Source organism: Oryzihumus sp. (assembly GCF_054325275.1).
Map to the genome: position 1 here is coordinate 22,905 of NZ_JBTCWL010000006.1, position 14,332 is coordinate 37,236.

Here is a 14,332-nt window from a genome sequence, read left to right on the forward strand (position 1 = left end):
TACGCTCGGCGCTCCCGGGCCGGCGCTGTGGCGAACATCCCGTATGCCGGGACACGAGTCTCGCAGTACGGTCGCCTCACTAGGCTGTCCCCGACCTGACGGCCCAACCCCCGGTGGGAGGCGTTCGTGTTTCGCAAGGTGCTCGTAGCCAACCGAGGAGAGATCGCGGTCCGCGCGTTCCGCGCCGCCACCGAGCTGGGCGCGACGACGGTCGCGGTGTTCCCGCACGAGGACCGCAAGAGCGAGCACCGGCTCAAGGCCGACGAGGCCTACGAGATCGGGGAGCCGGGTCACCCGGTCCGGGCCTACCTCGACCCGCAGGAGGTCACCCGGGTCGCGGCCGAGGCCGGCGCCGACGCGATCTACCCCGGCTACGGCTTCCTCTCGGAGAACCCCGCGCTGGCCGAGGCGTGCGCCGAGGCGGGCATCACGTTCGTCGGCCCGCCGGCGTCGGTGCTCTACCTCACCGGCAACAAGGCGCGGGCCATCGCGGCGGCCAAGGAGGCGGGCCTGCCGACGCTGCGCAGCGCCGAGCCGAGCGACGACGTCGAGACCCTGCTCGCCGCTGCGGACGAGGTCGGCTTCCCGATCTTCGTCAAGGCGGTCGCCGGCGGCGGTGGTCGAGGCATGCGCCGGGTCGAGCGACGCGAGGACCTGCGCGAGTCGCTCGAGGCCGCGATGCGCGAGGCGGAGTCGGCCTTCTGCGACGCCACGGTGTTCCTCGAGGAGGCCGTGGTCAGCCCGCGGCACATCGAGGTGCAGATCCTCGCCGACGGCTCGGGCAACGTCATCCACCTGTTCGAGCGCGACTGCTCGGTGCAGCGCCGACACCAGAAGGTCGTCGAGATCGCGCCGGCGCCGAACCTCGATCCCGAGCTGCGCCAACGGATCTGCGCCGACGCCGTGGCGTTCGCCAGGGAGATCGGCTACGTCAACGCGGGCACGGTCGAGTTCCTGCTGGCGCCGGACGGTCGCTACGTGTTCATCGAGATGAACCCGCGCATCCAGGTCGAGCACACGGTCACCGAGGAGGTCACCGACGTCGACCTCGTCAGCGCCCAGCTGCGCATCGCCTCCGGGGAGACCCTGGATGACCTCGGCCTGTCGCAGGACACCGTGCGGCTGCGCGGCGCGGCGCTGCAGTGCCGGATCACGACCGAGGACCCGGCCAACGGGTTCCGCCCGGACACCGGCCACATCACCGTCTACCGCTCCGCCGGTGGCGCGGGCGTGCGCCTCGACGGCGGCACGGTGTTCGTCGGCGCGGAGATCGGCGCCCACTTCGACTCGATGCTGGTCAAGCTCACCTGTCGCGGGCGTGACTTCGGCACCGCGGTGCGCCGGGCCCGCCGGGCGCTGGCGGAGTTCCGGATCCGTGGCGTGTCCACCAACATCCCGTTCCTGCAGGCGCTGCTGGACGAGCCCGACTTCGTCGCGGGGCGGCTGTCGACCTCGTTCATCGACGAGCGTCCCGGCCTGCTCACCGCCCGCACGCCGGCCGACCGCGGCACCAAGCTGCTGACCTACCTGGCCGAGGTCACGGTCAACCAGCCGTACGGGCCCTCGCGCACGAAGGTGTCCCCGCGCAGCAAGCTGCCGGCCATCGACCGCGACGCTCCCCCGCCGCCCGGGGCCCGTGACCTGCTGATGCGGGTCGGCCCGGAGGAGTTCGCCCGGGCCCTGCGCGCGCAGGTGCCGGTGGGGGTCACCGAGACCACCTTCCGCGACGCCCACCAGTCGCTGCTCGCCACCCGGGTGCGCACCCGCGACCTCATGCACGTCGCCCCGCACGTAGCCCGGCTGACGCCGCAGCTGCTCAGCGTCGAGGCGTGGGGCGGTGCGACCTACGACGTGGCGCTGCGGTTCCTGTCCGAGGACCCCTGGGAGCGTCTGGCCCAGCTGCGCGCGGCGATGCCGAACCTGCCGCTGCAGATGCTGCTGCGCGGGCGCAACACCGTCGGCTACACGCCCTACCCGACCAAGGTGACCGACGCCTTCGTCACCGAGGCGGCGCGCACCGGCATCGACATCTTCCGGATCTTCGACGCGCTCAACGACGTCGACCAGATGCGTCCGGCCATCGACGCGGTGCGGGCCACCGGGACGGCCGTGGCCGAGGTGGCCCTGTGCTACACCGGCGACCTGCACAGCCCGTCGGAGACGCTCTACACCCTGGACTACTACCTGAAGCTGGCCGAGCGCATCGTCGACGCCGGCGCGCACGTGCTGGCGATCAAGGACATGGCCGGGCTGCTCCGGGCCCCGGCCGCGCGGACCCTGGTCACGGCGCTGCGCGAGCGGTTCGACCTGCCCGTCCACCTGCACACCCACGACACCGCCGGCGGCCAGCTCGCGACGCTGCTCGCGGCGATCGACGCCGGTGTCGACGCGGTCGACGTGGCCAGCGCCTCGATGTCCGGCACCACCAGCCAGCCGTCCATGTCGGCCCTGGTCGCCGCGACCGACGGCACGCCGCGGGCCACCGGGCTGGACCTGCAGACCGTCTGCGACCTCGAGCCGTACTGGGAAGGCGTGCGCCAGCTCTATGCGCCGTTCGAGTCCGGGCTGCCCTCCCCCACCGGCCGGGTCTACACCCACGAGATCCCCGGCGGCCAGCTGTCCAACCTGCGCCAGCAGGCGATCGCGCTCGGTCTGGGCGACCGGTTCGAGTCGATCGAGGACATGTACGCCGCGGCCAACCGGATCCTGGGCAACGTCGTCAAGGTGACACCGAGCTCCAAGGTGGTCGGCGACCTCGCCCTGGCCCTCGTCGGCGCCAACGCCGACCCGGCCGACTTCGAGGCCAACCCCACGAAGTACGACATCCCCGACTCGGTCATCGGCTTCCTCAACGGCGAGCTCGGCGACCCGCCCGGCGGCTGGCCCGAGCCGTTCCGCACCAGGGCGCTGGAGGGGCGCACGGCCCGGCCCCGGGTCACCGAGCTGACCGAGGAGGAGGAGGCCGCGCTGGCGGCCGACCCGCGGCATACCCTCAACCGGCTGCTCTTCCCCGGGCCGACCAAGGAGTTCGAGGCCTCCCGCGACGCCTACTCCAACCTGTCGGTGCTCGGCACCGGGGAGTTCCTGCACGGGCTCGCGGTCGGCACCGAGCACGAGGTCGACCTCGAGCCGGGCAAGCGGCTGCTGCTCGGCGTGCAGTCGGTCAGCGAGCCGGACGAGCGCGGCTTCCGCATCGTCATGTGCACGGTCAACGGGCAGCTGCGACCGGTGCAGGTGCGCGACGAGTCCATCGCCGTCGACGTGCGGGTCGCCGAGAAGGCCGACCCGAGCCAGCCCGGCCAGGTGGCAGCGCCGTTCGCCGGCGTGGTGTCCCTGTCGGTGGAGTCGGGCCAGCAGGTCGAGGCCGGCGCGCAGGTCGCGACGATCGAGGCGATGAAGATGGAGGCCGCGATCACCACGCCGGTGGCCGGCACCGTGCAACGCCTCGCCATCGGCGGCCAGCAGCAGGTCGAGGGCGGCGACCTCCTCCTCGTGGTCAGCTGACCCCAGCCTTCCTCTTCCCTCGTCGCCGGGAGGGAGGTTCGCCCACGCCCGGGAAGACCTCCCTCCCGGCGGGACAAAGGCAGGGCATCGCCGGTATCGCGCGCGGCTCACCAGGAGCCGGAGCCGCCCCCGCCGCCACCGCCGCCGGAGAACCCGCCACCGCCGAAGCCACTCGAGCCCGAGGACCCCGGCGTCGAGGTGAACGTGCCGCTCGCCGTGGTGGAGAAGCTGTCCACGCCGTGGGCGATGTCCTGGAACCCGCCGAAGCCGCCCGGCCCGAAGACGTACCAGCTCGGCATCACCATGGTCTGCCCGGCGGCAGCCGCCGCCTGGGCGACGTCGGCGAAGACCTTGGCCCAGCGGTCGGCCACCCCGAACACGATCGCGAAGGGCAGGTAGCGGCTGAAGATGTTGGCGGCCTCGTCGAAGGCGATCTGGTTGGCCTCGGCGGTCAGGAGGTACTGCTTGAACCCCAGCGACTGCGCCAGGACCGCGCTCCCGCTGGCGGTGCGGGCGGCCATCCGCCGGCCGAGCAGGTTGACGATGAGCCCGGCGATGACCAGCCCGGCGGCGAGGATGATCCCCGACGGGATGGGCAGCCCCAGCCCGGCGCGTGCGTCCACCGCCGAGCTGTTGAGCCCGAAGAACCAGCCCGACCCCACCCCGACGATGACGAGCGCCATGCCCAGACCGGTCCACACCCGGCGCTGGCTCTGCGGGGACTTGCGGAACCACCCGCGCCGGACCACCTCGGCGTACATGTCGGACTGCACCGACGACAGCGTCGGCGCGAACTGGTTCTTCAGTGCCGAGAGCATGACCGGGTTGGACTCGCGGAAGATCCCGTTGAGCAGCACCTGCTCGTAGGTCAGCAGCTCCTCACCGGCGGGCGGGGGCAGGGCGGTCAGCTCCCAGTCGGTGCGCGAGAACATCCCCTCCCCGGGCACCTCGCGCACCGTGAGGAACCCGCGCACCGCGAGGTCGACGACGGTCGCGCTGACGTCGATCGTGTTGGCGGTCTCGTCGATGATCGTGCCGACCATCCCCGGCTGCACGCCCTGCGGCGGCTGGAACTGCACCGCGACCGCCCCCGGTCGCGACCCGCGCACGACCTGGCCCTCGGCCCCGTCGGCGGGCGTGAGGCCCGGCGTCAGACCGGCGTACTGCTCGTCTCGCCCGCGGGTCCACACGAGGAAGCCCATCAGCGCCGCGGCCAGGACCGGGACGGTGACCCCGGCGCCGACCCCGAGCAGGCTGACCGCCCTGGCCGCCGCCGGCGACAGCGTCGAGCCGCCCTCGGCGAAGCTGCCGCTGGTGTCCGTGCCGCCCGAGCGCAGGTCCGGGCTGGTGTTGGTGAAGGCCGTGGTGGGGAACGACGAGACGACGCTCACCTGCTGGTATGCCGGGATCGGGCCGGCGCTGAACGTCGCCGTCGCACCGGGCTGGGCCGCGCACTGGGTCTTCGAGCCCTGCGCGCCGTAGTAGCAGGCCGCCTTGGTGACCGCCGCCGGCCCGTGCACCGTCACCGACACCTTGTCGGTCGGAATGCTGGTCTGGTCCCCGGTGACGTTCCAGAAGAGCTCGACGTGGTCGGGGAAGCCGTTGACGACGTGGGCCAGGTGGTAGCGGATGACGTAGGTCTGGGTGCCCTCGACGGTCTGGTTCGGGTCGCCGACGCGGATGACCGTGTTGGCGCCGAGCTGCGAGACGTCGACGTCGGCCGGAGCCCCCGACGGGCTCGACGCGCTGACGTCGCTCATCTCGTAGACGCGGTGCTGGGTCGTGCTGTTCTGGTAGCCCTGCTGCGTGATGACGTAGCGCTTGATGCCGTGGTGCTCACCGCCGCCGAAGTCCCAGACGAGGGTCTCGGTGACGTCCATGCCGCCGTCGGCCTGCACGTCGTAGGCCGCGGTGAACGAGACGATGTGCTCGCCGTCCGCGGCCAGCGCGGCCGTGGGCAGCCCGAGCAGGACCCCCAGCGCCACCAGCACCCCGAGCAGCGCCCGCAGCCTCCCCCGTGCGCCCACGCGCGTCACCTCTCCGTTCGGTGCGACATCGCGCGCTGTGCCTCGCGGTTGTCCTGGCGCTCGCGCAGCGCGTGACGCTTGTCGTACTGCTTCTTGCCCTTGGCGAGCGCAATCTCGACCTTGGCCCGGCCGTCCTTGAAGTACAGCGACAGCGGCACGATCGTGTGCCCGGCCTCACGGGTCTTGATGATGAGCTTGTGGATCTCGTCCCTGTTGAGCAGCAGCTTGCGCCGGCGCCGGGCGGCGTGGTTGGTCCACGTGCCCTGGGAGTACTCGGGGATGTAGACGTTCTCCAGCCAGATCTCGCCGTCGTACTCGCTGGCGAACCCGTCGATGAGGGACGCCCGGCCGGCACGCAGCGACTTCACCTCGGTGCCGGTCAGGACGAGACCGGCCTCGAAGGTGTCCTCGATGAGGTAGTCGTGACGCGCCTTGCGGTTGCTCGCAACCAGCTTGCGTCCCTGCTCCTTGGCCACCGTCGCCGTCCCTTCCTCGCGTGCCTGAACCGCGGGGTAACGCTACCTGCCCGGGATGGGAGGCAGCGACGGCCTTTCGCCGGTATGCCGGTGGCCGGCTCCCGGCCTCAGAGCCAGATGCGCGGGTTGACCGGGGTGCCGTCCTGCCGGGTCTCGAAGTGCAGGTGGCAGCCGGTCGACATGCCGGTGGTGCCGGAGTAGGCGATGACCTGCCCGCGGCTGACGTGCCCGCCGGTGACGACCCAGCTCGACAGGTGGTTGTAGGTGGTCGTGAGGTCGACGCCGCGGACGATGCCGTGGTCGACGACGAGCTGGTTGCCGTAGCCGCCGGAAGCCGACTCGGGCACCGCCATGATCACGTCGCCGGACGCCGCCGCGTGCACCGGTGTGCCGCAGTTGACCGCGAAGTCGAGGCCGGCGTGCAGCTGGTAGCGCTGGGCGACGGGGTCGAAGCGCATGCCGAACTCCGAGGAGGTCGGCCCGTTGACCGGGTAGCTGAGGAACCCGCCGCTGGACGGGATGCTCGGCGCGGGCGCCTGGTGGGCGCGGCGGCGGGCGGCCGCGGCGCGCGCGGCGGCGAGCTTGGCCGCCCGGGCCCGGGCGGCCAGGATCGCGGCCAGCCTGTTGGACTGGGCCTGCATCTTGCGCAGGTTCTCGGTCTCGCGGGCCTTCTTGACCGCTACGGCGGCGGCGTACTTCTTCTGGGCCGCCTGCAGCAGGTCGAGCCGCTGCTTGGCCTTGGCCGCCACGTCGCGGGCGGACTGGGCCGCGGCCACGGCGTTCTCGGCCTGGATCTTGAGGATGGCCACCTGGCGGCGCACGGCGGACAGGTGGGACTGGACCGCCTTGCCCTCGGCCTCCTGCGTGGACAGCCGGCGCAGGGCGCCGTTCTGCAGGCGCATGACCGTGTCGACGAGCACCACCCGGGTGGCGAAGTCGTCGGGGCTGGTGGCGTTGAGCGCGACGGCGAGCTCGCCCATCCCGCCCTGCTGGTAGCTGCGGCGGGCCAGGTCACCGATGAGGTCGCTGGTCTGCTGGGTGTCCTTGGCGTTGGTCGCGAGCACGTCGGCCGCCTTGGCCTCGTTGGCCTTGGCGATGGCCAGCTGCTCGGCGACCTGCTGGTTGTGCTTCTCGGCCGCCACGACCTTGGCCTGTGCGGCGGTCAGCTCACGCTGGGCGACCGGCAGCTCGGCCTGGGTCCGCTTGAGCGCCAGGAACGCGTCGGCGAGGTCCTTGGTGGTGTCGTCGAGCTGGCTGCGCAGGGCGGCGATCTGCTTGTCGATGCGAGCCTTGTCGCCGCGGGTGTCGGCGTTGCCGGCGGGGGCGAGGGCGAGCCCGGCACCCACCGCGAGGACGGTCAGCAGCACGACCCACCGGCCACGGCGGAACCGGCGGGTGGGCGTCGTCTCGGGGGGTAGCGCGCTCATCGGCAACATTGCTACCACAGGTCACACCAGTCACACGGGCATTCGCCCGGCGAGTTGACGATCTCTTGACCCGGCCCGCCCGGCCGGGCACGCGGCATAACGGCCCGCCGCCCGAACGGGACGGTCGCTCAGACCCGCAGGTAACGGCGCAGGGTGAACCAGGAGGTGACCATCGCGAGGGCCGCACCGCTGCCGACCAGCCACGGCGTCATGGCCCACACGTCACCGACCCCGACGAACCCGATCGGCAGGATCGTGGCCAGGAAGCCGGTCACGCCGTAGTGCACGGTCGCCCACAGCAGCCCGACGGCGAGGGCGCAGCCGACCAGGGTGGCGATGACCGTCTCCATGATGAACGGCAGCTGGATGACAAAGGCCGAGGCGCCGACGAGGCGCATGATGCCGGTCTCGCGGCGGCGGCTGAACGCCGTCTGCCGGATCGTGGTGACCATGAGCAGGATGGCGCACAGCACCATCGCCCCGGACAGGCCGACCGCGCACAGGCTCATGATGTTGAGCGCGGTGAAGAACTTGTCGAGCAGCGCGCGCTGGTCCTGCACCTGCTCCACCCCGGGGGCGCCCTGGAAGGAGCTGGAGATGACGGCGTACTTGCTCGGGTCGGAGAGCCGCACCCGGTAGCTCTCGGGCATCTGGTCCGGCTTGACGTTGTCGACGATCGGGCTGTTCTTGAACTGCACCTTGAACCGCTGGTAGGCCTCCTGCGGCGACTCGTGGAAGACCTCCTTGACCAGCGGCCTCATCTCGTCGAGCTGGCTCTTGATCTGCTGGCGCTGCTCGTCGGTGACCGGCCCGGCGGCGCATGAGGACGTGTCGGAGTTGTTGGTGCACAAGAAGATCGAGACCTGGACGCGGTCGTACCAGTAGTCCTTCATGGTGTCGACCTGGCTGCGCGCGAGCAGGCCGAAGCCGAGGAAGAACAGCGACACCATCGTCACCAGCACGACCGACACGGCCATGGACATGTTGCGGCGCAAGCCGATCCAGATCTCGCTGAGGATGAACTGCAGTCGCATCAGGGTGTTCGTCGCTTCCGGTTCGGTCGGGTGCGGGGAGGTATGCCGGGTGCGCGGCTAGCGCTGGGCGCCGTAGACGCCGCGGGTCTGGTCGCGCACGAGCGTGCCGTGGTCGAGCTCGACGACCCGCTTGCGCAGCTGGTCGACGATCTCGTCGTCGTGGGTGGCCATGACGATGGTCGTGCCGGTGCGGTTGATCCGGTCCAGCAGGCGCACGATGCCCAGGCTGGTGGTCGGGTCGAGGTTGCCGGTGGGCTCGTCGGCGATGAGGATCGCCGGCTTGTTGACGAAGGCCCGGGCGATGGCCACGCGCTGCTGCTCACCGCCGGAGAGCTCGTGCGGCAGGCGCTTCTCCTTGCCCTCCAGGCCGACCAGCTCGAGCGTCTCGGGCACCAGGGCCTTGATGTCGTGGCGGCTGCGGCCGAGCACCTGCAGGGCGAAGGCGACGTTCTGGAAGACGGTCTTGTTGGGCAGCAGCCGGAAGTCCTGGAAGACGGTGCCGATCTCGCGGCGCAGCGCCGGGACCTTGCGGGAGGGCAGCGAGGCCAGCTCGCGTCCGGCGACGAGCACGTTGCCCGTCGTGGCGGCTTCTTCCTTGAGCACCAGGCGCAGCAGCGTCGACTTGCCCGAGCCGGACTGGCCGACGACGAAGACGAACTCGCCCCGCTCCACCTCCAGGCTGATGTCCGTCAGCGCCGGGCGCGAGGACCGCGGGTAGGTCTTGCTGACGTTCTCGAAGCGGATCATGCGCGGGAGGTGCCCTTGCCTGCTCGGGGACGGAAGCGGCATACCCACCCCGGCAACGGGGCCGGACATGCGTTCCCGAGCGTAGGGCCCCGCCCCCCGTTTTGCGGGGACTCGCGCGTTCTCGGCGTGTGCGGCGCCGGCCGCACCCGGCCGGGCCGCTCCCCCGGACTACGCCTCGTCGCGCTCGGCGGCGCGCTTCCAGCGGATCCCGGCCTCGATGAAGCCGTCGATGTCACCGTCGAAGACGCCACTGGTGTTGCCGACCTCGTACTCGGTGCGCAGGTCCTTGACCATTTGGTACGGGTGCAGCACGTAGGAGCGCATCTGGTCGCCCCAGCTCGCCTTGACGTCGCCGGCGAGCGCCTTCTTGGCGGCCTGCTCCTCGGCCTGGCGCTGCAGCAGCAGGCGGGACTGGAGCACGCGCAGGGCGGCGGCGCGGTTCTGGATCTGGGACTTCTCGTTCTGCATCGAGACGACGATGCCGGTGGGGATGTGCGTCATGCGCACCGCGGAGTCGGTGGTGTTGACCGACTGGCCGCCCGGGCCCGAGGAGCGGAAGACGTCGACCTTGATCTCGTTCTCGGGGATCTCGATGTGGTCGGTCGACTCGATCAGCGGGATCACCTCGACGGCGGCGAAGCTCGTCTGGCGCCGGCCCTGGTTGTCGAACGGGCTGATCCGCACCAGGCGGTGGGTGCCGGCCTCGACCGAGAGATGACCGAAGGCGTAGGGCACCTTGACCTCGAAGGTGGCTGACTTCAGGCCGGCCTCCTCGGCGTAGGAGGTGTCCAGCACCGACGTCGGGTAGCCGTGGCGCTCGGCCCAGCGCAGGTACATCCGCATGAGCATCTCGGCGAAGTCGGCGGCGTCGACGCCACCGGCGCCGGCGCGGATCGTCACGACCGCCTCGCGCTGGTCGTACTCACCGGCGAGCAGGGTGCGGACCTCGAGCTCGCCGACGGCCTTGCGCAGCGAGACGAGCTCCTTCTCGGCCTCGGCCAGGGTCTCGGCGTCGCCGCCGTCCTCGGTGGCCATCTCGACGAGCACCTCGAGGTCGTCGATGCGCTGGTCCATGCCGGTGATGCGCTCGAGCTCGGAGTTGAGCCGCGACAGGCTGGAGGTGACCTCCTGGGCCTTCTCCGGGTCGTCCCACAGGTCCGGGGCCGCCGACTTCTCCGACAGGTCGGCGATCTGCGACTTCAGCCGGTCGAGGTCGGTGACCTGACGCACCGACTCCATGGTCGTGCGCAGGTCCTTCAGCTCAGATGCAAAGTCGGTGGTCGCCACGAGTTGAAGGGTAGTCGAGCGCCACGTCGCCTCCGACACGGCCGTGGAGGGGACCATAGCCTCTGCCGGGGAGATCGCGGCAGGCCGACGATGTTGCCACGTCAACCAGCCGGTCTTCGGGGGTGTCCCATGAGGGTCGTCCGCAGGCTTCTCGTCCTCCTCCTCGCCCTCGGGGCGGCCCTGCCGCTCTCGGCCCCCACCGCCGGGGCAGCCACCCCGGTCGTGCCCACACTCGTCGGCATCCGGGCGGCGCACCACCCCACCTTTGACCGGGTGGTCTTCGACTTCGCCGGCGGCCTGCCCGCCAGCCGACAGGTCACGTGGGTCACCCAGCTGGTCGGCGACGCCTCGGGGCTGCCGGTGCCGGTGGCCGGCCGCGCGGTCCTGCAGGTGCGCTTCGCCGCCGCGAACGCGCACGACGCGGCGGGCCGGGCCACGGCGCCCTCCCGGGTCGCGTTCGCCCTGCCCAACGTGGTGACGGTGGTCCAGTCCGGGGACTTCGAGGCGGTGACGACCTACGGCATCGGCGTGGCCAGCCGGCAGGCCGTGCACGTGACCACGCTGACCAGCCCCAGCCGGGTCGTGGTGGACGTCGGCGCGGCGTTCCCGACCGTGCTGCGCCAGGTGTGGTTCTTCAACCAGCCGCGGTTCGTCGCGAACACCGAGCCGTTCTTCACCCCGGGGCTGCGGCCGGTGCTACCGCTGACGCCGGCGACCGGGCTGATGGACCGCATCTTCGCCGGCCCGACCACCGCCGAGCGCGCCGCGGGCCTGCGGCAGCTCTCCTCCGGCGCCACGGGCTTCCGGGCCCTGAGCGTCTCCGGCGGGGTCGCGCGGGTGCAGCTCACCGGTGGCTGCAGCAGCGGCGGCTCCACGGTCACGATCGCCGGCGAGATCCTGCCGACGCTGCGTCAGCTCTCCACCGTCGACTGGGTGAAGGTCTACGACCCGAGCGGTCACACCCTCTCCCCCACCGGCAACCGGGACTCGGTCCCGGCCTGCCTGGAGCCGTGAGGGCGCTCAGCCCATGTGCTCGCTGCTGATCAGCCACTGGTCGCCCTGCCGGACGAACGTGAAGACGTGCCGCTCGGTCGAGGTCGACCCGTCCTGGCGCACATAGGTCAGCCGCGCCATGGCCGTGCGGCCGGAGGCGTCGGCCTGCACGCCACCCACCCGAACGGCGGAGATGGTCCGCCAGAACTGGTCGTAGCCCGAACGCCCACCGGCGGCCGCCTGCATGCCGGGGGTCAGCTCCGGCCAGGTGGCGTCGCGGTTGCCCGTGACGTTGGCGAAGTAGGACCGGACGAACTGCGACAGGCTGGCGTCGGTGGCCGGCGCCGGCGCCGAGGTGGTCGGCGACGAGGTGGGGGTGGTCGAGGACGGGCTCGGCGAGGGCGAGTCCGAGGTGGTGGCACTGGCCGAGGGCGTGGACACCTTCGGGGTCGAGGACGGCTTGGGCGGGGTCGCCGTCCCGGTCCCGGACGACGTGCCGCTGCGGTGGCTCAGGGCGTAGCCGCCCAGGAGCAGCAGGAGCACGAGCGCGAGCGCGACGACCGGCAGAGCCTTGCCCCGGCGGCGGGTGTCGATCACGTCGCTGTCGTCGGACACCCCGGAGCCGTCGGCGGCGGAGGCTGCCGGCGTCGCTGCCTGCCGGGCGGTCGGTGCCGAGTCCTGCCGGGCAGTCGGCGCGGCTGGCGTGGCCGTCGAGCCGGCACGGGCCGTGTCCGGGCCGGCCGGCGCAGCGCCGGAGGAAGCCGTCGCAGCGCCGGAGGAGGCGGCAGGCGCCGCGCCCTGGGCCTTCGCCGGGGCGGCGTTCGCAGGACCAGCACCAGCGGCGCCGGCCGCAGCACCGGCAGCGGCACCGGCAGCCGGGGCCTTCCACGGCCGGGTCGGCTCGTCGACGTGAGCGGAGGGCACCGCGGGCTGCACCCGGGTGGGCGCCGGGGTCACCGCGGCCTGGCCGTCGCGGGCGATCCGGGCGAGCTGCTTGGCTGCGGTCGCCATGTCCCAGCGCTGGGCCGGGTCCTCGTGCATCATCGCGGCGAGGGCGGGCTCGAGCGGGCCGGCGTGCTCGGTCTCACGCGGGCGCTGCGTGGCGATGGTCTGCAGCACGGCGATCGGGTTGGGCCGCGACTCGTAGGGACCGCGGCCCTCCACGGCGGCGTAGATGGTGGCCGCGAGCGCCCACACGTCCGAGGCCGCGTCCGGGTCGCCGCCGCGGGCTAGCTCGGGCGAGAGGTAGCCGGGGGTGCCGGTGACGAACCCGGTCTGGGTGAGCTGGTCGTCGCCATGGCCACGCGCGATACCGAAGTCGCTGATCTTGGGCCGGCCCCAGCGGTCGATGAGGACGTTGGCCGGCTTGATGTCGCGGTGGACGATGCGCCGCTCGTGGGCGCGCGAGAGCGCGCTGGCGAGCTGGGAGCCGATGTCGGCGGCGCGCTGGGGCGAGAGACGTCCCTCGCGGCTGATCTCCTCGGCGAGGGTGTGCCCGTCGACGAACTCCATGACCAGCCAGGGGCGGTCGTCGTGGTCGACGACGTCGTAGACGGCGACGGCGTTGTGGTGGTTGAGGGCCGCGGCCGCGCGGGCCTCGCGCATGGCCCGCTTCTTCTCGACGACGGACTCCCCTGGCAGCGCGCCGATCTGCTTGACCGCGACCTCGCGGCCGAGGACCTCGTCCCGGCACAACCAGACCGTGCCCATGCCGCCACGACCAATGGCTCGCACCACGTGGTAGCGGCCGGCGATCCGCTGCCCTTCCATGGGGTCCTCTCTCTTGGTCTCAGTGGGCCAACCTTAGTTGGCCGCCCTCGCGGGGCGGGACCCGCCCTCGGGGTTCGGGACGACCCCGGATGTGCCGTGCTGGCAACGCTCGCAGCGCCCGCGCGCGCCCGCTCAGCGCACCTCTGCGCGGGCGCGCGACTGGACGGTGATGGTGATGCTGTCACCGAGCGCGGACACCACCGAGGACAGCAGCGGGACCTGCGCAGTCCCCTGCAGCCGCACCACCGCGGACTGCCCGTCCGGGCTGCCCGTGCCGGGCAGCAGCCGCCAGTCGGTGACCCCCTGCGGTCGGCCCTGCACCTGCAGGTATGCCGTGGCCGCGGCCTGCACGTCCCCGTCGCCGACCCGCAGCGACCGGTCCACCCCGTGGCGGTAGGTGCCGGCGCGGTCGAGCTCGTCGGCGGAGGCGAGGGCGGCACCGTCGGCCGCGTCGGTCAGCCGGATCCGGGCCAGCTGCAGCGCCGTCACGTCCACCGCCCCGACGACCAACAGCAGCGCCACGACCGTGAACCCCAGCACCAGCAGGAGCACCTGCCCCTTCTCGCCGTCCCGCCGGAGCCGGGCGAACCGGGCACGGCACCACCGGATCATCGCCGGCCGCCGAAGCGCTCGACGGTCTCGGTGTGGGTGGCGGTGACCGGCACGGACGTGGGCACCACCCCGGACAGGAACGAGGGCACCAGCGGCAGGGGCACACTCACCCCGGCGGTGACCGCGACCCGCCCCTCGGGGCGCAGGCACGGGTCACCGTCACAGCGCAGCGAGAGCCGAGTGTCGTGGGTGAAGCCCTGGTCCCCGAAGGCCAGCCCGGCCGCCGCGGTGGCCCGGGCGGGTGCCTGCCGGGCCGTCGGTGCGGTCACGTAGGCACGGCCGGCCTCGCGCGCCGCGGCGGACACGGCATACGCACCGGCCTGCAACCTGGCCATGACCATGACCAGGTAGGCGATGGGCACCATGAGCAGCACGACCAGGAAGACGAACTCGACCACCGCGCTGCCGCGGTCGGCGACCAGTCGCCGTCGGCACCAGGCCCGCACCGCGCCCAC

11 protein-coding genes are annotated in these 14,332 nt (G+C 72.2%); 2 read left to right on the top strand and 9 right to left on the bottom strand.

Features of this window, described 5'->3' with window-relative positions; all coding sequences use genetic code 11:
• Positions 1-126: 126 nt before the first annotated feature.
• Positions 127-3,504, top strand: a complete 3,378-nt coding sequence (locus tag ACXVGS_RS02460; RefSeq protein WP_458536592.1) for a pyruvate carboxylase — start codon at positions 127-129, stop codon at positions 3,502-3,504.
• A gap of 107 nt (positions 3,505-3,611) precedes the next feature.
• On the opposite strand, the gene ACXVGS_RS02465 is transcribed toward ACXVGS_RS02460, so the two are convergent.
• The 6 genes from ACXVGS_RS02465 to prfB all read right to left on the bottom strand — a co-directional run bounded on the left by ACXVGS_RS02465 (position 3,612) and on the right by prfB (position 10,502).
• Positions 3,612-5,531 carry a DUF2207 domain-containing protein gene (locus ACXVGS_RS02465; RefSeq protein ID WP_458530273.1) on the bottom strand — a complete coding sequence of 640 codons (1,920 nt, stop codon included), beginning with the start codon at positions 5,529-5,531 and terminating at the stop codon, positions 3,612-3,614.
• Positions 5,532-5,536: 5 nt separating this feature from the next.
• On the bottom strand, positions 5,537-6,007 hold the full coding sequence (gene smpB, locus ACXVGS_RS02470; protein WP_458530272.1) for an SsrA-binding protein SmpB: 471 nt from the start codon (positions 6,005-6,007) through the stop codon (positions 5,537-5,539).
• A 107-nt stretch (positions 6,008-6,114) separates the two neighbouring features.
• Positions 6,115-7,434 carry a peptidoglycan DD-metalloendopeptidase family protein gene (locus ACXVGS_RS02475; RefSeq protein WP_458532565.1) on the bottom strand — a complete coding sequence of 440 codons (1,320 nt, stop codon included), beginning with the start codon at positions 7,432-7,434 and terminating at the stop codon, positions 6,115-6,117.
• A 128-nt stretch (positions 7,435-7,562) separates the two neighbouring features.
• Entirely contained in the window at positions 7,563-8,468 is a 906-nt protein-coding gene (gene ftsX, locus ACXVGS_RS02480; protein ID WP_458530270.1) for a permease-like cell division protein FtsX, read from the bottom strand.
• 57 nt (positions 8,469-8,525) lie between these two features.
• Positions 8,526-9,215, bottom strand: a complete 690-nt coding sequence (gene ftsE / locus ACXVGS_RS02485; protein ID WP_458536593.1) for a cell division ATP-binding protein FtsE — start codon at positions 9,213-9,215, stop codon at positions 8,526-8,528.
• 168 nt (positions 9,216-9,383) lie between these two features.
• The gene (prfB, locus tag ACXVGS_RS02490) at positions 9,384-10,502 is read right to left on the bottom strand and encodes a peptide chain release factor 2 (protein ID WP_281286291.1); all 1,119 of its coding nucleotides are present in this window, start codon (positions 10,500-10,502) and stop codon (positions 9,384-9,386) included.
• A 129-nt stretch (positions 10,503-10,631) separates the two neighbouring features.
• Here prfB and ACXVGS_RS02495 point away from each other — a divergent pair, with 129 nt between their 5' ends.
• Positions 10,632-11,516 (top strand): AMIN-like domain-containing (lipo)protein, encoded by an 885-nt coding sequence (locus ACXVGS_RS02495; RefSeq protein ID WP_458536594.1) that lies wholly within the window; start codon positions 10,632-10,634, stop codon positions 11,514-11,516.
• 6 nt (positions 11,517-11,522) lie between these two features.
• Here ACXVGS_RS02495 and ACXVGS_RS02500 read toward each other — a convergent pair whose 3' ends face one another.
• The 3 genes from ACXVGS_RS02500 to ACXVGS_RS02510 form a co-directional block, all read right to left on the bottom strand.
• Positions 11,523-13,265 (bottom strand): protein kinase domain-containing protein, encoded by a 1,743-nt coding sequence (locus ACXVGS_RS02500; RefSeq protein ID WP_458530268.1) that lies wholly within the window; start codon positions 13,263-13,265, stop codon positions 11,523-11,525.
• A 132-nt stretch (positions 13,266-13,397) separates the two neighbouring features.
• Positions 13,398-13,817, bottom strand: coding sequence for a pilus assembly protein TadG-related protein (locus ACXVGS_RS02505; protein ID WP_458530267.1), 420 nt, complete (start codon positions 13,815-13,817; stop codon positions 13,398-13,400).
• Positions 13,818-13,873: 56 nt separating this feature from the next.
• Complete coding sequence (locus ACXVGS_RS02510) at positions 13,874-14,332, bottom strand: pilus assembly protein (RefSeq protein WP_458533214.1); 459 nt, start codon at positions 14,330-14,332, stop codon at positions 13,874-13,876.